Source organism: Streptomyces sp. NBC_01635, from assembly GCF_045209715.1.
Taxonomy (GTDB): domain Bacteria; phylum Actinomycetota; class Actinomycetes; order Streptomycetales; family Streptomycetaceae; genus Streptomyces; species Streptomyces hirsutus.
Genome location: NZ_CP109277.1, coordinates 7,519,003 through 7,544,412 on the forward strand (window position 1 = coordinate 7,519,003; position 25,410 = coordinate 7,544,412).

Below are 25,410 nucleotides of genomic sequence, written 5' to 3' on the forward strand. Positions count from 1 at the left end.
ACGCACCAGCCGCGGCGCCGGAGGGAAGACTGCCGTCATGACCACCGAGAACGACGCCTTCACCGCGGCGACGGCAGCACTCCGGCAGTTGCTCGCCCTGCTCGCCGCGGACGCTCCGGCCGAGCAACTGGCCCGGCCCGCGGCGCAGGCACGCGCCGCCGGCGCCGGCCCGCACGACCAGGACGTCATCGACGAGGCCACCCGGACCGCGCTGGACATCCAGCGGACTCTGGCCCAGCGCCGGCGACGGGAGGCCGAGCTCGCCGCCCTGTTCGACACCGCGAGCGACCTGGCCGCGCTGCGCGACCTGGACTCCGTACTGCGCGCCATCGTGCACCGGGCGCGCACCCTGCTGGGCACCGACGTCGCCTACCTCACCCTGAACGACCCCGCCGCGGGCGACACGTTCATGCGGGTGACCGCCGGCTCGGTCTCCGCCAAGTTCCAGCAACTGCGCCTCGGCATGGGAGAAGGACTCGGCGGTCTGGTCGCGCAGACCGCCCGCCCCTACGCGAGCCCCGACTACCGCACCGACCACCGCTTCAAGCACACCGGAACCATTGACGAAGGAGTCGGCGAGGAGGGCCTGCGCGGCATCCTCGGCGTACCGCTGCGCGTCGGCCGACGTGTGATCGGCGTCCTGTTCGCCGCGGACCGCACTCCGCGCGACTTCGCCCCCGAGGCCATCGCCCTGCTCTCCTCCCTGGCCGACCACGCCGCCGTGGCCATCGACAGCGCACGCCTACTGGAAGAGACCCGCTCCGCTCTGGTCGAACTGAACGCCGCCAACGGAACGGCTCGCGCCCACAGCGACGCCCTGCACCGCGCGGCCGACGCCCACGACCGGCTCACCGACCTGGTCCTCAGAGGCGGCGCCGTCGACGACGTGGCCCGCGAGATCGCGGCCCTCCTCGGCGGAGGCCTGGCCATCCACGACGCGGACGGCACCGAACTCGCCCGCCTGAAAACCGGTCCCGTCACCCTGTCCGAGCAGGGAATCGAAGCTTCCCGCAGAGGCGGGCGGGCCGTGCCCGTCGACGGCAGCTGGGTGTGCGCCGTCCTGGCGGGCCCGGAACTCCTCGGCAGTCTCGTCCTCACCGGCCGGGCCGATCTCACGGACGCCGACCGGCACCTGTTCGAACGAGCCGGTCTGGTCACCGCCCTGCTGCTCCTCCTGCGCCGGTCGGTGGCCGAAGCGGAGGACCGCGTCCGGGGCGAACTCCTCGACGACCTGCTCACCGCCCAACAACCGGGCGGCCATCGCACCACGGGCAGCCTGACGCTGCGCGCCAGAAAGCTGGACATCCATCTCGCCCGGCCCCACACGGTCCTCGTCCTCACCTGTGACCCGGCCCTGCGCTCACGCCTGCTGACCGAGGCCGCGCGCCGCGCACGCCTCCTCGGCGGCCTGGCCGGCACCCGCAGCGGGCACACCGTCCTGCTCGCACCCACCTCGCATCCGGGCGCACTCGCCCAGGAACTCGCCCACGAACTGACCCGCGGCCTCGGCACCCCCATCACGGTCGGAGCCGCAGGCCCCGCCACGGGCCCGGAACACCTTCCCCACACCCACGACGAGGCACACCGCTGCCTCCAGGCACTCGAAGCACTCGGCCGCACCGGCGACGGCGCCGCCCTGACCGACCTCGGCTTCCTCGGGGTACTCCTCGGCGACCGGACGGACATCACCGGGTACGTGGACCGCGTCCTCGGCCCCGTTCTCGCCTACGACGCCCAGCGCGGCACGGAACTCGCCCGTACCCTCACCGCCTACTTCCACCACGGTGCCAGCCTCGCCCGGGCCAAGGACGCCCTCCACGTCCACGTCAACACCGTGGTCCAGCGTCTCGACCGCGTCGCGCAACTCCTCGGCCCCGACTGGAACACCCCCGGCAAAGCCCTCGAAATCCAAGTCGCCCTGCGGCTGTACCGCCTCGCCGAACAAGGCAGGGACGGCTCCGTCCCGTAATCGGCGGCAGCGCCGTGCGATGATCACCGGCGGGGGACGCGGTGGCGGAGCAGGGGAACCCGGCCCGGACGCTCCGGACGCCCCGCGCCCGCGTGATGTTCGTGGCCGAAAACCGGGCCGGTCCACGAGACTCACGGACAGGACGCGCCGGGGCCCGCAGAATATGACCCGCAGATACCCGCAGACAGTGACGGGCCGCGCGTGCGCAGGACACCGCGGCCGGGCGGGAACGGACACCGGGGCAGGGGGCCATGGAACGCTGGGATCGCTGTGATGTGAAGCCGGACGCCGCGGATCTTTGCGAGGTCAGCACAATGTGGGGAGCTTCGCAAGGCTGCCGGACCCCTTCATGTGAGAAATCGTGAGATGTGAGAACGTGGCCCGCGTGAGTGAAGTGACGACCCCGACCCTGCAGTACCGCTGTGACGGGCCAGAGGAAGCGCCCGTGCTGATCCTGGGCCCCTCGCTCGGCACGACGTGGCACATGTGGGACCGGCAGATCCCCGAACTGACGAAGCAGTGGCGTGTGTTCCGGTTCGATCTGCCCGGACACGGAGGCGCCCCCGCGTACCCCGGGGGGTCGGTCGGCGATCTCACCGGACGGCTGCTCGCCACCCTCGAAGGCCTCGGCGTGCAGCGCTTCGGCTACGCGGGCTGCGCGCTCGGCGGCGCGATCGGCCTCGAACTGGCCCTGCGCCACCCCGAACGTCTCGCCTCCCTCGCCCTGATCGCCGCCTCGCCCCGGTTCGGCACCGCCGACGAGTTCCGCCAGCGCGGGGTGGTCGTCCGCACGAACGGGCTCGACCCGATCGCCCGCACCGCGCCCGACCGCTGGTTCACCAGTGGTTTCGCGGCCGCGCAGCCCGCGATCACCGAGTGGGCCGTGCAGATGGTGCGCACCACCGACCCGGGCTGCTACATCGCCGCCTGCGAGGCCCTCGCCTCGTTCGACGTACGGGCCGACCTCGGCAGCGTCGGCGTGCCGACGCTGGTGCTGGTCGGCTCGGACGACCAGGTCACCGGCCCCGCCGAGGCCCGCACGCTGGTCGCCGGGGTGCCGGACGCCCGGCTGGCCGTCGTGCCCGGCGCCTCCCACCTCGTGCCGGTGGAGCAGCCCGCCGCCGTCACCGACCTTCTGGTCCGGCACTTCTCCACCGCCTGGCAGCCCGCCTTCGAGGCCGCCACCGGACACATCGCCCTGCCCGCCGTCCAGGTCCAGGCGGGGCAGGTGGTCGTACCGCAGCAGGCCGGGCCCGTCGCCGAGATCGCCGCCGCCGTCCCGCCACAACCCGGGGGCGGCGCACCCGACCCGTACGAGGCCGGGATCAAGGTCCGCCGTGAGGTGCTGGGCGACGCGCACGTCGACCAGGTGCTGGCGCAGGCCGACGACTTCTCGGGCGACTTCCAGGAGTACGTCACCCGCTCGGTCTGGGGCGGGGTCTGGGACCGGCCAGGACTGGACCGGCGCACCCGCAGCTGCGTCACCCTCACCGCCCTGGCCGCAGGCGGCCACCTGGAGGACCTCGCCGTCCACACCCGGGCCGCCCTGCGCAACGGTCTCACTCCCGAGGAGATCAAGGAGGTCCTGCTCCAGGCGGCCGTCTACTGCGGCGTCCCCGCGGCGAACAGCGCGTTCCGGGTGGCCCAGCAGGTGGTCCGCGAGGAGACCACACCCCAGGAGTGAGGCCCGGGAGCGAGGCCGCGGAGCGAGTCCCGAGGAGGCAGGATGGACGTATGAGGCTCACGAAGAAGTCGCATTCCTGCGTCCGACTGGAGAAGGACGGCCGCACCCTCGTCGTCGACCCCGGAGGGTTCAGCGAGGAGGACGCCGTGCTCGGCGCGGACGCCGTCCTCGTCACGCACGAACATCCGGACCACTTCGACGAGGGGCGGCTCAGGGCCGCGCTGGAGGCCGACCCGGCCGTCCGGATCTGGACCCTGAAGTCCGTGGCGGACCAGCTCTCGGCCGCCTTCCCGGGCCGGGTGCACACCGTCGGCCACGGCGACACGTTCACCGCCGCGGGCTTCGAGGTGCAGGTGCACGGCGAGCTGCACGCCGTGATCCACCCGGACATCCCGCGGGTCACCAACGTCGGCTACCTCGTCGACGACGGCGCCCTCTTCCACCCCGGCGACGCCCTCACCGTCCCCGACCACCCGGTCCGGACGCTGATGCTCCCCGTCATGGCCCCCTGGAACAAGATCTCGGAGGTCATCGACTACGTCCGCGAGGTCCGGCCGGAGCGCGCCTACGACATCCACGACGCCCTGCTCACCGATCTGGCCCGTCCGATCTACGACCGCCAGATCGGGGCCCTCGGCGGCGCCGAGCACCTGCGACTGGCCCCGGGGGCGACGGCCGAGCTGTGAGTCAGGCCTTCGGCCCCCGACGGCCGGGCATTGTCACAGGCGCCGGGTAGGTTGTGGACCATGCGCATCGCCACCTGGAACGTCAACTCGATCACCGCCCGCCTGCCGAGGCTCCTGGCCTGGCTGGAGAGCAGCGGCACGGACGTGCTGTGCCTCCAGGAGGCCAAGGTCGCCGAGGAGAACTTCCCGGTGGAGCAACTGCGTGAGCTGGGCTACGAGTCGGCGGTGCACGCCACCGGCCGGTGGAACGGCGTGGCGGTGCTCTCCCGCGTGGGCCTCGAGGACGTCGTCAAGGGACTGCCCGGCGGCCCGGGCTACGACGGTTCGCTGGAGCCCCGGGCCGTCTCCGCGACCTGCGGCCCGGTCCGCGTCTGGTCGGTGTACGTGCCCAACGGGCGTGAGGTGGACCACGCGCACTACGCGTACAAGCTCCAGTGGTTCGAGGCGCTGAAGGCCGCCGTGGCCGGCGACGCGGCGGGCGGCCGCCCGTTCGCGGTCCTCGGCGACTACAACGTGGCGCCGACCGACGACGACGTGTACGACATCGCGGCCTTCGAGGGCCTCACCCATGTCACCGAGCCCGAGCGCGCCGCCCTCGCCGCCCTGCGCGAGACCGGCCTGGCCGACGTGGTCCCGCGCCCGTTGAAGTACGACCACCCGTTCACGTACTGGGACTACCGCCAGCTCGGCTTCCCCAAGAACCGCGGCATGCGCATCGACCTGGTGTACGGCAACGAGCCGTTCGCCAAGGCCGTTTCCGACGCCTACGTCGACCGCGAGGAGCGCAAGGGCAAGGGCGCCTCGGACCACGCGCCGGTCGTGGTCGACCTGGACGTGTGATCACCGGCCACCGAAGATCGGTAACCGGCCACCCGGCGGCAGTTGTCCGCGTGCCCTGTAGTGCGGACGGCGGTACGAATGTCACGCTGGAGGGATGAACATCCCCTTCCTGGGCCACCGACGCCAGAAGCCCGGAGTCCGCGATGCCGAAGGCCTCGCGGAACTCCTCGCCGAGTGCGAGCTGCTGCGCTCCCAGGTGTCCCGGGCCGGTGTCCGACTGGACGACTCCCCGGCCTCGTTGGAAGCGCTGGACCAGATGGTCCCGGGAAGCTGGCGGGACGACGAGGACACCCTGACCCGGCTGGGCAACGACGCCGGGCTGTATCTGGGCACGGTCATCGTGCGCACCGTGCCGGGAGCCGTCTGGGAGATCCGGTCCGACGGGCAGCCCGTCGTACGGCTCGCCTCCGGGCGGGAGTTCGACGTCGTGGACTCCGGGCACGCCTGGGCCGTCGCCGGCGTGCCCGAATTGTCCCAGTTGTACGGCGAGGTCGCGGAGGCGTGAGACGCCGGACGGGCGCTCCGGTCCCGGCCGGTCCGCGCCCCGGCGCCCCCGGGCGCAGGCCGGGCTCCCGGGCCGCGCGCCCTGCGGGGCATCGGCCTCGCCGTGGGCAGGGGAGAGGCGGTCGTCCTCATCGGCGCGTCGGGGCCGGGCGGTCCGCCCCCGTGCCGGGCGGGCAGCCGGCCGGAGGCCGTCGGGGCCGGCACGGTCGACGAGGCCCTGGACGTCATGCGGCACCTGGCCGGAGCGGACCTGGCCGTGATCATCGTCACGTACGGGAGGGCTTCGCCCGCCCTGCCGTCGGCCGGTCGGCTCCACGGCCGGCGGCTTCCTGGCCAACGGCCGTATCGCCGAGGGCTGTACGCCCTACGGGTGCTTCACGGATCCGAGTGGGAACCGGGCCGAGGGCTTCGTCTTCAGGGTTCTCGAACAGTGAGCGGGGTGACGCGGGGACGTCCGCCCCGCCCGGCCTCGACTACGATGTTTTCTCCATCCCGGTGGGGAGGGGGACTTCGCGGTCGGAGCGGGGGACGCCGCCGTCGGGAGGGGCCCACCGCCCCGCGTCCGCGGGGGCGGCGGTTCACATCGGCCAGTCCCGTCCGGCGGCAGTCGGAGATCACTGTCCGCGCGGCGAAGGCGGCCCGTGCCACGGGCTGTTCGCCGGCGAGCAGAAGGTCAGCTGCGCGTCGGGCGGGTTGTGTCCGGTCGCCCGCCCGTGCGCTTCCCCGGACGGTTCAGGACTTCTGCTGCCTCTTGCGCGAGGTGGGCGCCGGAGCGGGCGCCGGGGCGGCGGGGGATTCGGCGGCGGGGGCCGGCAGAGGGGTCTGCGCGGCGCGTGTCACGTCCCCGACCACCTCGACGACATCAGGGCCGTAGGCCTGCGAGTTGACGACCTTCAGCAGCAGGACGAAGGAATGGGAACCGTGCTTGCGGGCCAGCCGCTCGTGATGGCGGGCGAGGTAGCGGGTGGCGGCCTGGTTGGTGATCGCGCGCTGGCCGCAGAACAGGAACACCGGCCGGGTGCCGTGCTGTTCACCGACGGTGAGCCGGGCGAGCAGGACGTACTCCGTGACACCCGGCTCCATCCGGTAGAGCTCGGTGCCGATCCGGAAGGCGCCCCGGTCCGGGCCCGGTTCGGGATCTATGTTGATGCGCACCCCCGGCAGCATCGCCGCCATGTGGGCCACCATCCGCCGGTTCGACGCGGGTCCCCCCACGCAGAACTCCGTGCGCTCGCCGAAACCCTGGTGGGCCGCGTCCTGCGTGACCACCTGGACATGCGCCCCGCAGTCCTTGATCAGCGCCGAGAGCTCGAGCAGCGAGAACACGTCGAAACGATGCACGGCCGGTTCCGCCGTGGCAGGATCGCGGTTGACGACGAGGAGCGACTCGGAGTTGTCCGGCAGTCCGAAGAAGGCCTGCTTGCGCCTGAGCTTGCGCTTCCACAGGTAGGTACGGGCGATCCAGCCCAGCGCGGCGAAGAGGCCGGAGGCGACCACACCCAGAACAATGTTGCGTACGTCGTCACTCATGGGCGCGCATGCTAGCGGGCTCGAGCAAACCCGTGTTCGAGACGTCCGGGGAAAGGACGTCCGGGAGCCCGCGACGGCACGCCCCCGCGAGGTTCCTGACGCGAACATGGCAATGAATTAGGCTGCGCGGACAGCCCTTCAACGGAGGTGCGGATGCGTCCTCGTGTCAGACGGAAACTGGCGGTTCTGGCGGTCACCGCCGTCGTGGTCTCGTCGGGGGCGGCAGCGCCGTCATCGGCCGTCACGCCGCAGGGCGCCATGCCGCAGGGCGGCGGGCCCGGCCCGACCCCTGCCAAGACCCCGGTGGCCGTCGGCCACGGCGGAGCGGTCTCCAGCGTCGACGCCGACGCCTCCGCCGCCGGCATCGAGGTCCTCGAAAACGGCGGCAACGCCGTCGACGCGGCCGTCGCCACCGCCGCCGCGCTCGGCGTCACCGAGCCCTACTCGGCCGGCATCGGCGGAGGCGGCTACTTCGTCCACTACGACGCCGGGTCCCGCACCGTGCGGACGCTCGACGGACGCGAGACCGCCCCGCTGACCGCCGACTCCGGCCTCTTCCTGGAGAACGGCGCCCCCCTCCCCTTCGCCGAAGCCGTCAGCAGCGGCCTCGCCGTCGGCACCCCGGGCACCCCGGCCACCTGGCAGCGGGCGCTCGACCAGTGGGGCAGCAAGTCCCTGCGGACGGTCCTGGCGCCCGCACAGCGGCTCGCCCGCGACGGATTCACCGTGGACAGCACCTTCCGCGCCCAGACCGCCGCCAACGAGACCCGCTTCCGCCACTTCCCCGACACCGCCGAACTGTTCCTGCCCGGCGGCGAGCTCCCGGTCGTCGGCACCACCTTCAAGAACCCCGACCTCGCCCGCACCTACGCGGAGCTGAGCGGGAAGGGCGTCGACGCGCTGTACCGGGGCGGCATCGGCCGGGACATCGTGAACACGGTCAACAAGCCGCCCGTGGACCCGGACTCCGGCTGGAACGCCCGCCCCGGCGAGCTGTCCACCCGGGACCTCGCGGCGTACCGGACCAAGCTCCAGGCGCCCACCAGGACGTCGTACCGCGGCCTCGACGTCTACGCCATGGCGCCCTCCTCCTCCGGCGGCACCACGGTCGGCGAGGCCCTCAACATCCTGGAGCGGACCGACCTGTCCCGCGCCGACGAGACCCGCTACCTGCACCGCCTCATCGAAGCGAGCCGCATCGCGTTCGCCGACCGGGGCCGCTGGGTCGGCGACCCCGCCTTCGAGGACGTACCGACGAAGGAACTGCTCTCCCAGCGGTACGCCGACTCCCGTGAGTGCCTCATCCAGGACGACGCCGTCCTCACCAGCCCGCTCGCCCCCGGTGACCCGCGCGCCCCCGCGGCCTGCGCGACCGGTGGTACCGCGGCCCCGACGACGTACGAGGGCGAGAGCACCACGCACCTCACCACCGCCGACCGGTGGGGCAACGTGGTCTCCTACACCCTCACCATCGAGCAGACCGGCGGCAGCGGCATCACCGTGCCGGGCCGCGGGTTCCTGCTCAACAACGAGCTGACGGACTTCTCCTTCGCCCCGGCGAACCCGGCCGTGCACGACCCGAACCTGCCGGGTCCCGGCAAGCGGCCCCGGTCCTCGATGGCCCCGACGATCGTGCTCGACCGCCACGACCGGCCGGTCGTGGCGCTCGGTTCGCCCGGCGGTTCGACCATCATCACCACCGTGCTGCAGACCCTCACCGGGTTCCTCGACCGCGGTCTGCCGCTGGTCGACGCGATCGCCGCGCCGCGCGCCAGCCAGCGCAACACGGCCCGCACGGACCTCGAACCCGGCCTGTACGACAGTGCGGTACGGCGGAAGCTGGAGGCCATCGGGCACTCCTTCCAGGCCAACCCGGAGATCGGCGCGACCACCGCCGTGCAGCGGTTGCCGGACGGCCGGTGGGTCGCCGCGGCGGAGAAGACCCGCCGGGGCGGCGGCTCGGCGATGGTGGTGCGTCCGGGGAAGTAGGCCGCGGGCCCGCCCGGCGGGAAGGCGCCCGTGCCCCTGGAGGGGAACGGGCGCCCGTACGCTCACCGTCCGGGCGGTTCGGGCGCCGGAGGCTCCTCGCGACCGGTGGCGGAGTCGGCGCCGGGGACGCCGGTGCCGATCGTCGAACCGCCGCCGGATCCGGTCCCGGCCGTCGAGCCGGTCCCGGTCCCTGCGCCGGCGTCGTTCCCCGCCGCTGCGCCGGCGCCCGCCCCGGTCCGGAACGTGAGGTTCCCGTCCGCCGCGTCCACCGTCACCCGGTCACCGCTGCGGACACTGCCGTCCAGCAGCAGCCGGGAGAGCTGGTTGTCGACCTCCCGCTGGATGGTGCGGCGCAGCGGCCGCGCCCCGTACTCGGGCTCATGCCCGCGCCGCGCCAGCCAGTCCACGGCCGCCCCGGTGAACTCGACCGTGACGCCCTGCCCCCGCAGCCCGCGCCGCGTCGACTCCAGCAGCAGACCGGTGATCCGCCGCAGTTCCTCGGCGGTCAGCTGACGGAACACCACCACCTCGTCGATCCGGTTGAGGAACTCGGGTCGGAAGTGCTCCCGCAGCGGCCGCAGGATCTGCTCCCGCCGCGCCTCCTCGTCCGCTTCCGCGCCACCCGTCGCGAAGCCCAGCGTCCCGCCGCGCCGGGTGATGGCGTCCGAACCGAGGTTGCTCGTCATCACGATCACGGTGTTGCTGAAGTCCACCGTCCGGCCCTGGGAGTCGGTCAGCCGGCCGTCGTCGAGGACCTGGAGCAGGATGTTGAAGACGTCCGGATGCGCCTTCTCCACCTCGTCGAGCAGGAGCAGCGAGTACGGATGCCTGCGCACCACCTCGGTCAGCTGCCCCGCCTCCTCGTGGCCGACGTACCCGGGCGGGGCGCCGATCAGCCGGCTGACGGTGTGCCGCTCCTGGTACTCGCTCATGTCGAGGCGGACCATGCGCTCCTCGCTGCCGAACAGGGCCTCGGCCAGCGCCCGCGCCAGCTCCGTCTTGCCGACGCCGGTCGGCCCGAGGAACAGGAAACTGCCGATCGGCCGGTCGGGACTGGCGAGCCCGGCCCGGGAGCGCAGCACCGCCTCCGCGACCACCCGCACCGCCTCGTCCTGGCCGACGACACGCTGGTGCAGATGCTCCTCGAGGCCCAGCAGCCGGTCCTTCTCCTCCTCGGTGAGACGGCTGACCGGGATGCCCGTCTGCCGGGACACCACCTCCGCGATCGCCTCGGTGTCCACCACCAGACTCTGGCCCTCTTCGACCCGGCCCTCGCCGCCGACCTCGGCGATACGTTCCTTCAGCTCGCCGATGCGGTCCCGCAGCTGGGTCGCCTGCTCGTACCTCTCGTCGGCGACCGCCTGGTCCTTGTCGCAGGTCAGCTGCTCCAGCTCCTGCTCCAGGGCGCGTACGTCCGTTCCCTTGGTCCGGGACCGCAGCCGCACCCGGGAGCCGGCCTGGTCGATCAGGTCGATCGCCTTGTCCGGCAGATGGCGGTCGCTGAGATAGCGGTCGGACAGCTCCACGGCCGCCACCAGCGCCTCGTCGGTGTAGCGGACCTGGTGGTGGGCCTCGTACCGGTCCCGCAGACCGCGCAGGATCTCGATCGCGTCGGCCGGCGTGGGCTCCGGCACCATGATCGGCTGGAAGCGGCGGGCCAGTGCCGCGTCCTTCTCGATCCGGCGGTACTCCTCCAGCGTGGTCGCGCCCACGATATGCAGCTCGCCGCGGGCCAGCGCCGGCTTGAGGATGTTGCCGGCGTCCATCGAACCGCCCTCGCCGCCGCCCCCGGCGCCCACGACGGTGTGCAGCTCGTCGATGAAGACGATCAGCCGGTCCGAGTGGGCGCGGATCTCGTCGACGATGGCGGTCATCCGCTCCTCGAAGTCGCCCCGGTAGCGGGTCCCGGCGACCACGGCCGTCAGGTCCAGCGCGACCACCCGCCGGGCCACCAGCACGTCGGGCACGTCCCCGTCGACGATCTGCTGCGCCAGTCCCTCCACCACGGCGGTCTTGCCGACGCCCGCGTCACCGATCAGCACCGGGTTGTTCTTGCCGCGCCGGGAGAGCACCTCGATGGTCTGCTCGATCTCCTCCTCCCGCCCGATCACCGGGTCGACGCGGCCCTCGCGGGCCAGCTCGGTGAGGTCACGGCCGTACTTGTCCAGCGTCGGCGTGCCCGTCGCGGTGCGGGGCCGCTCGGTGCGGGGCTGCGCGGGGTCCGGTGCGTCCGGCGGCATTCCGGTGGAGGCGAACCGGGCCGCGTCCAGGATGTGCCCGGCGGCCGAGTCGGGGTTGGCGGCCAGCGCGCTGAGCACGTGCTCCGGGCCGATGTATCCGGCACCGGTCGACCGGGCCATCTCGTGCGCGTCCAGCAGGGCCCGCTTCACGGCGGGGGTGAGGGAGAGCGACGTCGGCGGCGGGGTGTCGTTCGGCCCGTACTGGACGGGACCGGACCGTTCGTCGATCTCCGACGCCATCGAGTCGGGGTCCGCGCCCGCCCGGCTGAGCAGGCCGCGGGTCGGCTCGGTGGCCAGCGCGGCGCGCAGCAGGTGCTGGGTGTCCAGATCCCGGCTGCCGTGCTCGGCGGCGTACTGCGCGGCACCGCGCACCAGCTCCCTGGCCGGCTGGCTCAGGAGCCGGCCGATGTCGACATGCCGGGGGCGTGGCCCGCCGAAGAAACGTGCGAAGAACTCTTCGAAGGGGTCCGAGCCGTAGCCCTCCGGACCCGTGAACCCGCTGCTCATGGACATCCGTTCCGGCGCCCCCGCGGGGTCTCCCTGGGCCGGGCGGAACCGGGAGCCCGAAGGAGGCCCGGGGCGCGCTCACTGCTCGACGTACGGTCCGGACGCGGGTGCCCGGCCGTCTCCCGGTTACACACATGCGTGTCCCCGCGGTGCGGGTGTCGCCTGCGGCGCGATCGAGATCACCCTCGCACGATCACTCCGGGGCGGCACCTCGGAGCCGCGCGCACCCCCGCGCGGGGCGCGTTCAGCGGGCGGTGAGGATGCGCGGGCCCGCGGTGGTGACGGCCACGGTGTGTTCGGCGTGGGCGGCCCGGGAGCGGTCGTCGGTGCGCAGGGTCCAGCCGTCGGAGGCGGCGTGGAAGCCGTCGGTGCCGCCGCCCACGAGCATGGGCTCGATCGCGAGGACCATGCCGTGCCGCAGGGGCATGCCCCGGCCCGGCCGGCCCTCGTTCGGGACCGACGGGTCCTCGTGCATGCGGCGGCCGATCCCGTGACCGCCGAAGCCGTCCGGGATGCCGTACCCCGCCGTGCGGCACACCGTGCCGATCGCGTGGGCGATGTCCCCGATGCGGTTGCCGACCACCGCGGCCCCGATGCCCGCCGCCAGGGCCCGCTCGGCGGTCTCGACCAGCCGCACGTCGTCCGCGCGGGGCGTGCCCACGATGAAACTCACCGCCGAGTCGCCCGCCCAGCCGCCCAGCTCCGCGCCGAAGTCCACGGAGACCAGGTCGCCGTCGCGCAGCCGGTAGCCGTCCGGGACGCCGTGCACGATCGCGTCGTTGACGGACGTGCAGAGGACGGCGGGGAACGGGGTCGGAGCGAAGGAGGGCAGGTAACCCAGGAAGGGCGAGGTCGCGCCCGCCCCGCGCAGCACCTCCCGGGCCACCTCGTCCAGCTCCAGCAGGGACACGCCCACGCCGGCGGTCTTCCGTACGGCCTTCAGGGCGTCCGCGACGACCTGGCCGGTCCTGTACATCGCGTCGATCTCCGTGTCGGTCTTCAGCTTCACCATGCCAATTACTATACCGGTATTAGAATGCCGGTATGGTACGCACCCCTCTCACCCCCGAAGAGCGCGAACGCGGCGAGCGGCTCGGCCGGCTGCTGCGCGAAGCGCGCGGCGACCGCAGCATGGCGCAGGTCGCGGCGGACGCCGGCATCTCCCCGGAGACCCTCCGGAAGATCGAGACCGGACGGGTCCCCACTCCGGCGTTCTTCACCGTGGCCGCCCTCGCCGACGCGCTCGACCTGTCGATGGACGACCTGGTGGGCCGCTGCGCGCCGGTCGCGTCACCGGTCGTGCCACCGGTCGCCGCCTGAGCCGAAGGCCCCGGGCCGGGTGCCTTCCGGGTGCCGCCGCGCCCGGCGGGCGCGGCGGCGAGGCGCGCCCTGCTCGCCGAGGCCGCGTCGTGGCCGGCCGTCCGGTTCCCGCTGCTCGCGGACGGGATGCGGGGCTGGGCGCCGACTGGACGACGCCGCTGTGGGAGGCCGCCTCCCTGCCCGTGGACCGGCTCGTCGCCGCGGCCGACGCACTGACCGCGGCGGGGCAGGCCGGCGACGCCGAGCAGATCCTGCGCCAGGGCATGGTGCGGCCGCCGAGGAAACCGGCCGGGCGGTCCTCGCTCCGGCGGCCGAGGACCGCCACCGTGAGGTGCGCACGCTGCTCGGCGCCTGCGTCAGGACGCGCACCCCCGAGGAGGCGGCCCGCGGCGCGGCTCCCGGCCCCGAGCGGCCCGTCCCGCTGCTCCTCGGCGCCACCCGGGGCGTCTCGGAGGAGCAGTACCGGGACCTGCCGCACGCCCTGCTGCACGCCCTGCGCGTCGCGGGATCCACCGCCTGACCGGCACCCGCCGGACAGGCCCCGACGGCGGGTGCCGGAACTCACCCACCGGAGTGCGAAACATGATCGACTCCGCGGCTTCACGACGATGGTCTTGGCAAGGCCGTCCGAGAGGCTTACGTTCGTCCCTCTACGACCGTTTCTACGTGCGTAGAGGCGCTGACGTCGCGTCGAAGGAGCAGCTCATGGCCAACGTCGTACGTGCCGCCCTGGTCCAGGCCACCTGGACCGGCGAAACCGAGTCCATGCTAGCGAAACACGAGGAGCACGCCCGCGAGGCGGCCCGACGGGGCGCGAAGATCATCGGGTTCCAGGAGGTCTTCAACTCCCCCTACTTCTGCCAGGTCCAGGACGCCGAGCACTACCGCTGGGCCGAGCCCGTGCCCGACGGGCCGACCGTCACCCGGATGCGGGAACTGGCCCGCGAGACCGGCATGGTGATCGTCGTGCCGGTGTTCGAGGTCGAGCAGTCGGGGTTCTACTACAACACCGCCGCCGTGATCGACGCCGACGGCACCGTCCTCGGCAAGTACCGCAAGCACCACATCCCGCAGGTCAAGGGCTTCTGGGAGAAGTTCTACTTCAAGCCCGGCAACCTCGGCTGGCCCGTCTTCGACACCGCCGTCGGCAAGGTCGGCGTCTACATCTGCTACGACCGCCACTTCCCGGAGGGATGGCGCCAACTCGGACTCAACGGAGCCCAGTTGGTCTACAACCCGTCCGCCACGCACCGCGGCCTCTCGTCCCACCTGTGGCAGCTGGAACAGCCGGCCGCGGCCGTCGCGAACGAGTACTTCGTCGCCGCGATCAACCGCGTGGGCCAGGAGGAGTACGGGGACAACGACTTCTACGGCACCTCGTACTTCGTCGACCCCCGCGGACAGTTCGTCGGCGACGTCGCCAGCGACAGCAAGGAGGAACTCGTGGTCCGGGACCTCGACCTCGGCCTCATCGAGGAAGTGCGGCAGCAGTGGGCGTTCTACCGCGACCGCCGCCCCGACGCCTACGAAGGGCTGGTGCGGCCGTGACCGACGACCTCCTGGGCCGCCACCGCTCCGTGCTGCCCGACTGGCTCGCCCTCTACTACGAGGAACCCCTCGAGATCACCCACGGCGAGGGCCGCCACGTCTGGGACTCCGACGGCAACCGGTACCTCGACTTCTTCGGCGGCATCCTCACCACGATGACCGCCCACGCCCTGCCCGAGGTGACGAAGGCGGTCGCCGAGCAGGCCGGGCGGATCATCCACTCCTCCACCCTCTACCTCGACCGACAGATGGTGGAACTCGCCGAACGGGTAGCCCAGTTGAGCGGCATCCCGGACGCCCGGGTCTTCTTCACCACCTCCGGCACCGAGGCCAACGACACCGCCCTGCTGCTCGCCACCGCCTACCGGCGCAGCAACACGGTCCTGGCGATGCGCAACAGCTACCACGGCCGCTCCTTCGGCGCCGTCGGCATCACCGGCAACCGCGGCTGGTCCCCGACCTCGCTGTCCCCGCTGCAGACCCTGTACGTGCACGGCGGTGTGCGCACCCGCGGTCCGTACGCCCGGCTCGGCGACGACGAGTTCATCGCGGCCTGCGTCGACGACCTCAAGGACCTGCTCGGCCACACGCGTCCGCCCGCGGCCCTGATCGCCGAGCCGATCCAGGGCGTCGGCGGCTTCACCTCACCGCCCGACGGACTGTACGCGGCGTTCCGCGAAGTCCTGCACGCCCACGGAGTCCTGTGGATCTCCGACGAGGTGCAGACCGGCTGGGGCCGCACCGGCGACCACTTCTGGGGCTGGCAGGCGCACGGCCGAGGCGGACCGCCCGACATCGTGACCTTCGCCAAGGGCATCGGCAACGGCATGTCCATCGGCGGCGTCGTCGCCCGCGCCGAGATCATGAACTGCCTCGACTCCCACAGTATTTCGACGTTCGGCGGCACCCAGGTCACCATGGCCGCCGGCCTGGCCAACCTCACCTACCTCCTCGAACACGACCTGCAGGGAAACGCCCGGCGGGTCGGCGGCCTGCTCATCGAACGCCTGCGGGCCGTCGCCGCCCAGGTGCCCGCCGTACGGGAGGTCCGCGGGCGCGGACTGATGATCGGCGTCGAGCTGACCGAACCGGGCACCGACGAGGCCGATCCGCAGGCAGTTTCCGCCGTACTGGAAGCGGCCCGCCGGGGCGGGCTGCTCCTCGGCAAGGGCGGCGGCCACAACACCAGTGCCCTGCGCATCGCCCCGCCCCTGTCCCTCAACGTCACGGAGGCGGAGGAGGGCGCCGCCATCCTCGAACAGGCTCTGCGAAGCCTCCCGTAGCGGTCCGGCGCCCACCCCCGGTTGCCCGCGTCCCCCGTGCGGGGCGAAGCCCTCGAGGGGCGCGGGGCCGGGATCGATGTGCGGCCACCGCCGCGCGGGCGCGACCGGCCACCGACGACCCGCACCTTTCGACTACGACCCAGCGGAGCGTGCACGCATGAGCCGTACCGTCATCCGGGGTGGCCTCGTCGTCACCGCCTCCGACGAACTCCACGCCGACGTCCTGATAGAGGACGGCCGCATTGCCGCCCTCGCCGCCTCGGGCACCCCGGCCGCCGAGACGTTCACCGCCGGCCGGACCATCGACGCCACCGGAAAGTACGTCCTGCCGGGCGGCGTCGACGCCCACACCCACATGGAGCTGCCGTTCGGCGGCACCTTCGCCTCCGACACCTTCGAGACCGGCACCCGGGCCGCCGCCTGGGGCGGTACGACGACCGTCGTCGACTTCGCCGTACAGAGCGTCGGCCGCTCCCTGCGCGAGGGACTGGACACCTGGCACGCCAAGGCCGAGGGCAACTGCGCCGTCGACTACGGCTTCCACATGATCGTCTCCGACGTGAACCCGGGCACCCTCAAGGAGATGGACCGGCTGGTCGAGGAGGGCGTCACCTCCTTCAAGCAGTTCATGGCCTACCCCGGCGTCTTCTACAGCGACGACGGACAGATCCTGCGCGCCATGCAGCGGTCCGCCGAGAACGGCGGCCTGATCATGATGCACGCCGAGAACGGCATCGCGATCGACGTGCTCGTCGAACAGGCGCTGGCCCGCGGCGAGACCGACCCCCGCTACCACGGCGAGGTCCGCAAGGCCCTGCTGGAGGCCGAGGCCACCCACCGCGCCATCCGGCTCGCCCAGGTCGCCGGCGCCCCGCTGTACGTCGTGCACGTCTCCGCCACGGAGGCGGTCGCCGAACTGGCACGGGCCCGCGACGAGGGACTGAACGTCTTCGGCGAGACCTGCCCGCAGTACCTGTTCCTGTCCGCCGACAACCTCGCCGAACCAAACTTCGAGGGAGCCAAGTATGTGTGCAGCACGCCCCTGAGGCCGAAGGAGCACCAGGCCGCGCTGTGGCGGGGCCTGCGCACCAACGACCTCCAGGTGGTCTCCACCGACCACTGCCCGTTCTGCTTCACGGGACAGAAGGACCTCGGCCGCGGCGACTTCTCGAAGATCCCCAACGGTCTGCCGGGCATCGAGAACCGCATGGACCTGCTTCACCAGGCAGTCGTCGACGGACACCTCACCCGCCGCCGCTGGATCGAGATCGCCTGCGCCACCCCGGCCCGCATGTTCGGCCTGTACCCGAAGAAGGGCACCCTCGCGCCGGGCGCCGACGCCGACGTCGTGATCTACGACCCGCACGCCGAGCAGGTCATCTCCGCCGAGACCCACCACATGAACGTCGACTACTCGGCCTACGAGGGCAAGCGCGTCACCGGCCGCGTCGAGACCGTCCTCTCGCGCGGCGAACCCGTCATCACCGAGCGGGAGTACACCGGACGCGCGGGGCACGGCGTCTACACCCCGCGGTCCACCTGTCAGTACCTCACCTAGGAGTGGTGCGCATGGACTTCGGACTCGTACTGCAGACCGACCCGCCGGCCTCGCGGGTCGTCGACCTGATGAAACGCGCCGAACAGGCCGGCTTCACCCACGGCTGGACCTTCGACTCCGCCGTGCTCTGGCAGGAACCGTTCGTCATCCACAGCCAGATCCTGTCCCACACGACGACGCTGACCGTCGGCCCGATGGTCACCAACCCGGGCACCCGCGCCTGGGAGGTCACCGCCTCCACCTTCGCCACCCTCAACGACATGTTCGGCAACCGCACCGTCTGCGGCATCGGCCGGGGCGACTCCGCGATGCGGGTCGCCGGCCGCAAGCCCAACACCCTGGCCCGCATGAGCCAGGCCATGAAGGTCATCCGTACCCTCGCCGAGGGCGGGGAGGCCGACCTCGGCGGCGGCACCGTCGTCCGCTTCCCCTGGATCGGGAAGGACTCCCGGCTCCCCGTGTGGATGGCCGCGTACGGGCCGAAGGCGCTGCGGATGGCAGGGGAGGAGGCCGACGGCTTCATCCTCCAGCTCGCCGACCCCTACCTCACCGAGACCATGGTCAAGGCCGTCAAGGACGCCGCCGTCGCCGCCGGGCGCGACCCCGCCGAGGTGACCGTCTGCGTCGCCGCCCCGGCCTACGTCACCGAGGACGACTCACCGGAAGCACTCGCCCACGCGCGGGAGCAGTGCCGCTGGTTCGGCGGGATGGTCGGCAACCACGTCGCCGACCTGGTGGCCCGGTACGGCGCCGACAGCGGCGTCGTCCCGCACGAACTGACCGACTACATCGCCTCCCGCCAGGACTACGACTACGCCCACCACGGCCGCAGCGGCAACCCCGCCACCGCGTTCGTGCCCGACCGGATCGTCGACCGGTTCTGCCTGATCGGCACGGCGGAGCGGCACGTCGAGAAACTGAAGGCGCTCCGCGCGCTGGGCGTCGACCAGTTCGCCGTCTACGACATGCACGACGCCCCGGAAGCCGTGATCGACGTGTACGGGACGCACGTGATCCCGGCGCTCAACGGCTGACCCGCGCCCCGAAGGCCGGTGTCCCGGACGCCGAGACGCCCCCCTGCCCCGGTCCGTCGTACCCGCCGGACTCAGCCCTTGCCCGCCAGCAGGGCCGCCACCGCTTCCTTGGCGGCCTTGATGGCGCCCTTGTTGATCTCGTCCGTGGAGGGGGCCTTCTTCGACTCGAAGTCGCTGCCGTTGTACGTCACGACCACCAGCGCGTTGGAGGCGCGGACCACCACCACGCCCTCCCGGGTCTGCTGCTTGTCCTCGGTGCTGAGGTCCACGACCGAGTACGCGGCGTCACCGAGCCCGGGGACCGCGCCCCCGCCGCTCCTGTCCTTCAGCCGCCCCTGGTACGACTTCTCGGCCGCGTCGTCCGACTGCAGGACTTCGAAGGACACGTCGAGCCAGCGGTACTCGTAGCCGTCGAGGGCGTTCCACGAACAGGTCCGGCGCAGCTCGGAGTCGGTGGACTTGATCTCCTTACCGGCCGCCTTCGCCCCCGGCACAAGGGACTTGACGGTCTTCTCGGCGACACTGCCGCAGGGTGCGGGAGCGGCGGTGTACGTCTTCGGCGCGGCCGTCGTCGACGGGGCGGAGGCGGACTGCGACGCCGTCGTCTCCGGCGGCTTCTTCTCGGCGGCCTGCGGCTCGGGGGAGGACCCGGACGACAGTGCCCAGCCCGCCGCGGCGAGGACGACCACCGGCGACAGACGCGCGGTCAGGGCTATCGGCAGAGGAAAGGAACGCACGGCGCACTTCTCGTGGGGGTCGGTGCGGAAGGGGGCCCGCACTGCGGACGGGACGCCAGTCTCACACGCTTCCCCGTGGGGCGGAAGGGCGAACTCGCTCCGTAGGCGCGGGGTGACAGGGGAGTGTCACGAGGGGGTGGTGCTTTGCCGTACTTCCCCTGGGTTCAGGCGATTTGAGGTGTCGCGGTGGCGTCACGGCACCGGCCGACGGGTGGGCGCGGAACGGGCCGCCGGGCGGGTCAGGGCACGCGTGCGGTCCACTGAGGGGTCGTGAACTTGGTCCGCGCCAACTCCCGGGCGTGGGCCAGTTCTTCGCCGGTCACCTTGCCGGCGGAGACGCCGTAGCGGGTGCGGAAGGAGTCGATCATGTTCTCGATGACCGTCTCGCGGGGCAGGCCGGTCTGTCGGCGGAGCGGGTCGACGCGCTTCTTGGCGCTCTGGGTTCCCTTGTCGGACATCTTCTCCTTGCCGATGCGCAGCACGTCGAGCATTTTGTCGGCGTCGATGTCGTAGGCCATCGTGACGTGGTGCAGCACCGCGCCGGGGCCGCCGTCCGGGCCCACCATCCGTTTCTGGGCGGCGCCGGCGATCTTGCCCTGGTCGGTGGCGATGTCGTTCAGCGGCTGGTACCAGGCCCGGATCCCCATGTCGCCGAGAGCGCCGAGCACCCAGTCGTCGAGATAGGCGTAGCTGTCCTGGAAGGACAGGCCCTGCACCAGGGCCTCGGGCACGGACAGTGAGTACGTGATGGTATTGCCGGGTTCGACGAACATCGCGCCGCCGCCGGAGATGCGGCGCACCACCTCGATGCCGTGCCGCTCGGCTCCCTCGGGGTCGACCTCGTTGCGCAGCGACTGGAAACTGCCAATGATCACCGCGGGGCCGCCCCATTCCCACACCCGCAGCGTCGGCGGACGGCGTCCCGCGGCGACCTCCGCCGTCAGCACCTCGTCCAGCGCCATGTGCAGCGCCGGGGGCTGCGGGCCCTCGTGGATCAGCTGCCAGTCGTAGTCCGACCAGTCGGTGGCGCGGGCGACCGCACGGCGCACCGCGACGGCGACGCCCGCCGAGGTCAGCCCGTACATCACGGTCCCCTCGGGAAGCGCGGCGTCGATCCGCGCGGCGAGCCCGGCCGCGTCCAGGTCCGCCGGGGCGCCGTTCAGGGCGTGGTTCACGGCGTCCAGCGCCTCGTCCGGTTCGAGGAAGAAATCGCCCGCGACCCGCGTGTTCCGCAGGACGCCGTCCGTCACCTCGACGTCCACGACGACCAGCTTGCCGCCGGGAACCTTGTACTCACCGTGCACGATTTCCGCCTTTCGTCCCGTCGCACGGGGAACGCCGGAGGCGGTCGTGCTGTTCCCGCCGGGCTCGCGCACGGGCGAGGGCCGGTACGTGCGGGGCCGGAGCCGGGGTCACAGGCCGCAGCGGCCTGTGACCCCGGCAGGGCGTCACGGCTTGCGGGCGAGGCCGCCGTGCTCGGCGATGATCGGAGCGTCGGACGCGTCGGCGTCCGGGCGCCACCGGGTGACCGAGACCACGCCGGGCTCCAGCAGCTCCAGGCCGTCGAAGAACGAGGTGATCTCCTCGACGGTCCGCAGGTTGTACGGGACGGCACCGCTCTTGTTGTAGCCGTCCTGGGCCTGCTCGAACCCCGGGTCGAAGCCCCGGGAACCGTCGTTGATGGACAGGTAGCTGCCGGACGGCAGCGCGTCCATCAGCCGCTTCACGATGGAGCGCGCCTCGTCGTGGTCGGCGATGTGGCCCAGGATGTTGCTGAGGATGAGGGCGGTGGGGCGGGAGAAGTCCAGGGTCGCGGCGGCGGCGGCCAGGACGCGCTCCGGGTCCAGCACGTCGGAGTCGACATAGGCGGTCGCCCCCTCGGGAGTGGAGTAGAGCAGGGCGCGGGCGTGCGCCAGGATCATCGGGTCGTTGTCGACGTAGACGATCCTGCTCTCCGGCGCGATGCGCTGGGCGACCTCGTGGGTGTTGTCGGCGGTCGGCAGGCCCGTCCCGATGTCCAGGAACTGCCGGATGCCGGCCTCGGAGACCAGATACGTGATGTTGCGTCGCAGGAAGGCCCGGCTGCTGCGGGCGATGGTCACGATGCCGGGGAAGACGCCGGTGTACGCGTCGCCAGCTTCCTCGTCGACCGGGTAGTTGTCCTTGCCGCCCAGCCAGTAGTTCCAGATCCGGGCCGAATGCGGCACCGAGGTGTCGATCTTCTGGTGTGCGGCGGTTCCGGGCGTCGTCTCGGGGTCGCTCATGGGTACGGTCCGTCTCTCAGCCGAGGCAGGCGTATTCAGCCAGCGGGTGTGTTGCCCCACAACTTACGTCTCAACAGGGTTGTTGCGCACTCCAGTTCGTCACTCATGCGGGGCATGGACGGATTCCGGTTGACGCCGTCCGGCGCTCGTCACGTGGCGCTCGCCGCGCTTTCCGGCAGGGATGCCGCGGCGGCGTCCTCACCGGGCGTCTGCGGGTGTACGCAGTGCCACCGTCGCCGCCGTCGGCCTGCCCGTGATCGGACTGTGGAAGGACGGCGACACCGGCGTCCACCTCACCCCGACCGTGCGCCACGCCCTCGCCCTCATTGAGTGCGGAGTCGGTGTTGTCTCCCTTCGCGGACGCCTCGGCCTGAGGCTTCGACACGCTCGGTTCGGGATGCTCGCCCGGGTCGTCCAGGATCGGAGACGCGCTCACACGTCGGTCCCAGTGGTGCAGTGTCTGCGGCCGGAGACCGACGTCACGCCCCACGTAGCCTCTGTCCCATGCCAGCCTCCCGCCTGCATCGCGTCGCCGTCCTCGTGCTCGAGGGTGCGAAGCCGCTCGATGTCGGAATTCCCGCGCAGGTCTTCACGACCCGCGCGAGCATGCCGTACGAGGTGCGGGTGTGCGGGGCGGCACCCGGTCTCGTGACCGGCGGCGACGGCCTGTCGTACTCCGTCGCCCACGGCCTCGACGCGCTCGCGTGGGCCGACATCGTCTTCGTCCCCGGCTACCGGTTCCCGGACCGCGACGACCCGCCGCGGGCCGTCGTCGACGCGCTGATCGCCGCCCACGCCCGGGGCGCACGGCTCGCCGCCATCTCGACGGGCGCCTTCGCGCTCGCCGCCACGGGCCTGCTCGACGGCAGGCGCGCCACGACGCACTGGCACTACACGCGGGAACTCATGGTCAGGCATCCGCTCGTCCAGGTCGACGAGAACGTGCTGTTCGTCGACGAGGGCAGCGTGCTCACCTCGGCCGGCGCCGCCTCCGGCATCGACCTGTGCCTGCACATCCTGCGCGGCGACCTCGGGGTGGCCGCGTCCAACCACGCGGCCCGCCGCCTGGTCGCGGCCCCCTACCGCAGCGGCGGCCAGGCCCAGTACGTGCCGCGCAGCGTCCCCGAGCCGCTCGGCGAGCGCTTCGGCGCCACCCGTGAGTGGGCGCTGCACCGGCTCGGCGAGCCCCTCACCCTCGACGTGCTGGCGCGGCAGGCCGGGGTCTCGCCGCGCACGTTCTCCCGGCGCTTCGTCGAGGAGACCGGCTACACGCCGATGCAGTGGGTGATGCGCGCCCGCATCGACCTGGCCCGCGAACTGCTCGAGCGGTCGCAGCGCAGCGTCGAACAGATCGCCGCCGACGTCGGCCTCGGCACCGGCGCGAACCTGCGCCTGCACTTCCAGCGCGTCCTCGGCACCACACCGAGCGAGTACCGGCGGACCTTCACCCGGGGCGCATAGCACCGTGGCGGGATCCTTTTGAACGATGGCGATCTCGCCACTGTCGGCGGCGCGAACCGCGGGCGAGCCTGGTGGCGAAGGAAAGGGACATCACTCATGACTCGCATCGCCATCAACGGATTCGGCCGCATCGGACGCAATGTGCTGCGCGCACTGCTCGAACGCGACAGCGCCCTCGAGATCGTCGCCGTCAACGACCTGACGGAGCCCGCCACGCTCGCCCGGCTGCTCGCCTACGACAGCACGGCCGGCCGGCTCGGGCGTCCGGTGACCGTCGACGGGGACGCCCTCGTCGTCGACGGCCGTCGGATCACGGTGCTGGCCGAGCGCGAACCGGCGCAGCTGCCGTGGGCCGACCTCGGCGTCGACGTCGTCCTGGAAGCCACCGGCCGCTTCACCTCGGCCAAGGCCGCCCGCGCCCACCTCGACGCGGGCGCGAAGAAGGTGCTCGTCAGCGCGCCGTCGGACGGCGCCGACGTCACGCTCGCGTTCGGGGTCAACACCGACGCCTACGACCCGGCCGTGCACACGATCGTCTCGAACGCCTCCTGCACCACCAACGCGCTCGCGCCGCTGGCAGCGGTCCTCGACGAACTCGCCGGCATCGAGCACGGGTTCATGACGACGGTGCACGCCTACACGCAGGAGCAGAACCTGCAGGACGGTCCGCACCGCGACGCCCGTCGCGCCCGGGCCGCCGGCGTCAACATCGTGCCGACCACGACCGGCGCCGCCAAGGCGATCGGCCTGGTGCTGCCGAACCTCGACGGCAAGCTGTCGGGCGACTCGATCCGCGTACCGGTGCCGGTGGGTTCGATCGTCGAACTCAACACGGCCGTCGCCCGCGACGTGACGCGCGACGACGTGCTGGCGGCATACCGCGCCGCGGCGGAGGGGCCGCTCGCCGGTGTCCTCGAGTACTCGGACGACCCGCTCGTGTCGTCCGACATCACGGGCAATCCCGCCTCGTCGATCTTCGACTCCGCCCTCACCCGCGTCGACGGCCGCCACATCAAGGTGGTCGCTTGGTACGACAACGAGTGGGGCTTCTCGAACCGCGTGATCGACACGCTCGAGCTCCTCGCCCCCCGCTGACCGGACGCCGGGGCGGTACCCCACCTCCAGCGACCGCTCCGGCACTTCCCTCGAGCGCTCCGGTCGGCCGGACGAGCACGACCCCGCCGAGGACGCCGAGCTGCACTGCTGATTCACCGAGATCATCCCGTGGCGGCTTTTGGACTCACCTTGGCCGGCTCCCCCCACGTACCGTGGCTGCGCATGACCGACTCCGAGATCGAGATCACCGCAGAGCTGGTACACGGTCTTCTCAAGGACCAGCATCCGGACCTTGCAGGGCTGGATATCCGCGAGGCAGCGGGCGGCTGGGACAACCACATGTGGCGCCTCGGGGATGAGTTGGTCGTGCGCATGCCGCGCACGGAACGTGCCCCGGATCTCCAGCGCAAAGAGCGCCGGTGGCTGCCCGTCCTGGCCCCGCGCCTTCCGCTCCCGGTTCCGACTCCTGTGCGGATCGGCGAACCGTCCGCGCGCTTCCCGAGGCTCTGGAGCATTATGACGTGGGTTCCCGGCGAGCCACTCGACTCCGCCTCGATCAGCCGCGGCGAGCACGCGGCCGACACTCTGGCGGGCTTCCTCAGGGCGCTCCATGTGGAGGCGCCCGCCGAGGCACCGACCGGTTCGGACCGCGGCGCTCACCCCGAGAAGTGCACGGACGGCTTCGAAAAGTTCTTGCAGGCCATTGCCCCAGGCGGCATCGCCGCCGACGTCCGGGCCGTCCGGGACGTCTGGGAGGATGCCGTTGCGGCCCCCGAGTGGGAGGGCCCGCCGGTATGGCTGCACGGTGACCTCCACCCGGCGAATGTCGTCGTCTCGGACGGGACGCTCTCGGGCGTGATCGATTTCGGCGACATGTTCGCCGGCGATCCGGCGTGGGACCTCGCGGCCGCGTGGCTGCTCCTTCCCGCGGGCGCGGGCTCACGGTTCTTCGAGGTGTACGCGCATGCGGACGAGGCGACGATCCGGCGCGCCCGAGGGCTCGCTGCTCTGAAAAGCCTCTTCCTCATCCTCATGGGCCAGAACGGGGAGCGGGGCCTTCCTGGCGGCAAGCCGGCATGGGGACCCGCAGGCCGGGCGGCGCTCGACCGTGTTCTGACATCCAGCTTGGGCCGGCCCTCTCGCGCACAGGCCCCGCTCCCGGATGGGGGCCGTAAGCAACGCTGATCAGTCGACCGCCCC

General features: G+C 72.2%; 21 protein-coding genes and 1 pseudogene. 16 read left to right on the forward strand and 6 right to left on the reverse strand.

Annotated elements, in window-relative coordinates:
- Nucleotides 1–37: 37 nt before the first annotated feature.
- The 5 genes from OHB56_RS34955 (at nt 38) to OHB56_RS34975 (ending at nt 5,684) form a co-directional block, all read left to right on the forward strand.
- Nucleotides 38–1,969: a GAF domain-containing protein gene (locus tag OHB56_RS34955; protein WP_406357758.1), complete on the forward strand. Its 1,932-nt coding sequence runs from the start codon at nt 38–40 to the stop codon at nt 1,967–1,969.
- Nucleotides 1,970–2,354: 385 nt separating this feature from the next.
- Nucleotides 2,355–3,653 carry an alpha/beta fold hydrolase gene (locus OHB56_RS34960; protein ID WP_406357760.1) on the forward strand — a complete coding sequence of 433 codons (1,299 nt, stop codon included), beginning with the start codon at nt 2,355–2,357 and terminating at the stop codon, nt 3,651–3,653.
- 50 nt (nt 3,654–3,703) lie between these two features.
- Nucleotides 3,704–4,339: an MBL fold metallo-hydrolase gene (locus OHB56_RS34965; protein WP_406357762.1), complete on the forward strand. Its 636-nt coding sequence runs from the start codon at nt 3,704–3,706 to the stop codon at nt 4,337–4,339.
- Between the two features lie 60 nt (nt 4,340–4,399).
- On the forward strand, nt 4,400–5,179 hold the full coding sequence (locus tag OHB56_RS34970; RefSeq protein WP_326755723.1) for an exodeoxyribonuclease III: 780 nt from the start codon (nt 4,400–4,402) through the stop codon (nt 5,177–5,179).
- Nucleotides 5,180–5,273: 94 nt separating this feature from the next.
- Nucleotides 5,274–5,684, forward strand: a complete 411-nt coding sequence (locus OHB56_RS34975) for a DUF6278 family protein (RefSeq protein WP_326755724.1) — start codon at nt 5,274–5,276, stop codon at nt 5,682–5,684.
- Nucleotides 5,685–6,415: 731 nt separating this feature from the next.
- Here OHB56_RS34975 and OHB56_RS34980 read toward each other — a convergent pair.
- On the reverse strand, nt 6,416–7,213 hold the full coding sequence (locus OHB56_RS34980; protein WP_326755725.1) for a hypothetical protein: 798 nt from the start codon (nt 7,211–7,213) through the stop codon (nt 6,416–6,418).
- Nucleotides 7,214–7,366: 153 nt separating this feature from the next.
- On the opposite strand from OHB56_RS34980, the gene ggt reads away from it, so the two are divergent.
- Nucleotides 7,367–9,202: a gamma-glutamyltransferase gene (ggt, locus tag OHB56_RS34985; RefSeq protein ID WP_406357764.1), complete on the forward strand. Its 1,836-nt coding sequence runs from the start codon at nt 7,367–7,369 to the stop codon at nt 9,200–9,202.
- A 62-nt stretch (nt 9,203–9,264) separates the two neighbouring features.
- On the opposite strand, the gene OHB56_RS34990 is transcribed toward ggt, so the two are convergent.
- Nucleotides 9,265–11,949, reverse strand: coding sequence for an ATP-dependent Clp protease ATP-binding subunit (locus tag OHB56_RS34990; RefSeq protein WP_406357766.1), 2,685 nt, complete (start codon nt 11,947–11,949; stop codon nt 9,265–9,267).
- A 244-nt stretch (nt 11,950–12,193) separates the two neighbouring features.
- The gene (gene map, locus OHB56_RS34995; RefSeq protein ID WP_406357768.1) at nt 12,194–12,961 is read right to left on the reverse strand and encodes a type I methionyl aminopeptidase; all 768 of its coding nucleotides are present in this window, start codon (nt 12,959–12,961) and stop codon (nt 12,194–12,196) included.
- A 32-nt stretch (nt 12,962–12,993) separates the two neighbouring features.
- Between map and OHB56_RS35000 the strand changes: the two genes are divergently transcribed.
- The 6 genes from OHB56_RS35000 to OHB56_RS35025 all read left to right on the forward strand — a co-directional run bounded on the left by OHB56_RS35000 (nt 12,994) and on the right by OHB56_RS35025 (nt 18,692).
- Nucleotides 12,994–13,269: a helix-turn-helix transcriptional regulator gene (locus OHB56_RS35000; protein WP_326755729.1), complete on the forward strand. Its 276-nt coding sequence runs from the start codon at nt 12,994–12,996 to the stop codon at nt 13,267–13,269.
- 331 nt (nt 13,270–13,600) lie between these two features.
- Nucleotides 13,601–13,789 (forward strand): hypothetical protein, encoded by a 189-nt coding sequence (locus OHB56_RS35005; protein WP_406357769.1) that lies wholly within the window; start codon nt 13,601–13,603, stop codon nt 13,787–13,789.
- 185 nt (nt 13,790–13,974) lie between these two features.
- Nucleotides 13,975–14,817 (forward strand): nitrilase-related carbon-nitrogen hydrolase, encoded by an 843-nt coding sequence (locus OHB56_RS35010; protein ID WP_326755730.1) that lies wholly within the window; start codon nt 13,975–13,977, stop codon nt 14,815–14,817.
- Nucleotides 14,814–16,100 (forward strand): aspartate aminotransferase family protein, encoded by a 1,287-nt coding sequence (locus OHB56_RS35015; RefSeq protein ID WP_326755731.1) that lies wholly within the window; start codon nt 14,814–14,816, stop codon nt 16,098–16,100. Before OHB56_RS35010 ends, OHB56_RS35015 begins: the two co-directional genes overlap by 4 nt.
- A 157-nt stretch (nt 16,101–16,257) precedes the next feature.
- Complete coding sequence (hydA, locus tag OHB56_RS35020; protein ID WP_326755732.1) at nt 16,258–17,658, forward strand: dihydropyrimidinase; 1,401 nt, start codon at nt 16,258–16,260, stop codon at nt 17,656–17,658.
- Between the two features lie 11 nt (nt 17,659–17,669).
- On the forward strand, nt 17,670–18,692 hold the full coding sequence (locus OHB56_RS35025) for a TIGR03842 family LLM class F420-dependent oxidoreductase (protein ID WP_406357772.1): 1,023 nt from the start codon (nt 17,670–17,672) through the stop codon (nt 18,690–18,692).
- 71 nt (nt 18,693–18,763) lie between these two features.
- Here the strand turns inward: OHB56_RS35025 and OHB56_RS35030 are convergent, their stop codons facing one another.
- The 3 genes from OHB56_RS35030 to OHB56_RS35040 form a co-directional block, all read right to left on the reverse strand.
- Entirely contained in the window at nt 18,764–19,429 is a 666-nt protein-coding gene (locus tag OHB56_RS35030; protein ID WP_326755734.1) for a hypothetical protein, read from the reverse strand.
- A gap of 239 nt (nt 19,430–19,668) precedes the next feature.
- Nucleotides 19,669–20,733 carry a biotin/lipoate A/B protein ligase family protein gene (locus tag OHB56_RS35035; protein ID WP_406357774.1) on the reverse strand — a complete coding sequence of 355 codons (1,065 nt, stop codon included), beginning with the start codon at nt 20,731–20,733 and terminating at the stop codon, nt 19,669–19,671.
- Between the two features lie 144 nt (nt 20,734–20,877).
- The gene (locus OHB56_RS35040) at nt 20,878–21,693 is read right to left on the reverse strand and encodes an SAM-dependent methyltransferase (RefSeq protein ID WP_326755736.1); all 816 of its coding nucleotides are present in this window, start codon (nt 21,691–21,693) and stop codon (nt 20,878–20,880) included.
- A gap of 217 nt (nt 21,694–21,910) precedes the next feature.
- On the opposite strand from OHB56_RS35040, the pseudogene OHB56_RS35045 reads away from it, so the two are divergent.
- The 4 genes and pseudogenes from OHB56_RS35045 to OHB56_RS35060 all read left to right on the forward strand — a co-directional run.
- Nucleotides 21,911–22,045 (forward strand): annotated as a pseudogene (locus tag OHB56_RS35045) (N-acetylmannosamine-6-phosphate 2-epimerase); the annotation flags it as partial.
- A 152-nt stretch (nt 22,046–22,197) separates the two neighbouring features.
- Nucleotides 22,198–23,154 carry a helix-turn-helix domain-containing protein gene (locus OHB56_RS35050; protein WP_326755737.1) on the forward strand — a complete coding sequence of 319 codons (957 nt, stop codon included), beginning with the start codon at nt 22,198–22,200 and terminating at the stop codon, nt 23,152–23,154.
- Between the two features lie 96 nt (nt 23,155–23,250).
- A complete protein-coding gene (gene gap / locus OHB56_RS35055) occupies nt 23,251–24,249 on the forward strand; it encodes a type I glyceraldehyde-3-phosphate dehydrogenase (protein WP_326755738.1) in 999 nt (332 codons plus the stop codon).
- A 183-nt stretch (nt 24,250–24,432) separates the two neighbouring features.
- Nucleotides 24,433–25,395, forward strand: coding sequence for an aminoglycoside phosphotransferase family protein (locus OHB56_RS35060; protein ID WP_406357777.1), 963 nt, complete (start codon nt 24,433–24,435; stop codon nt 25,393–25,395).
- The last annotated feature ends 15 nt before the right edge of the window (nt 25,396–25,410 follow it).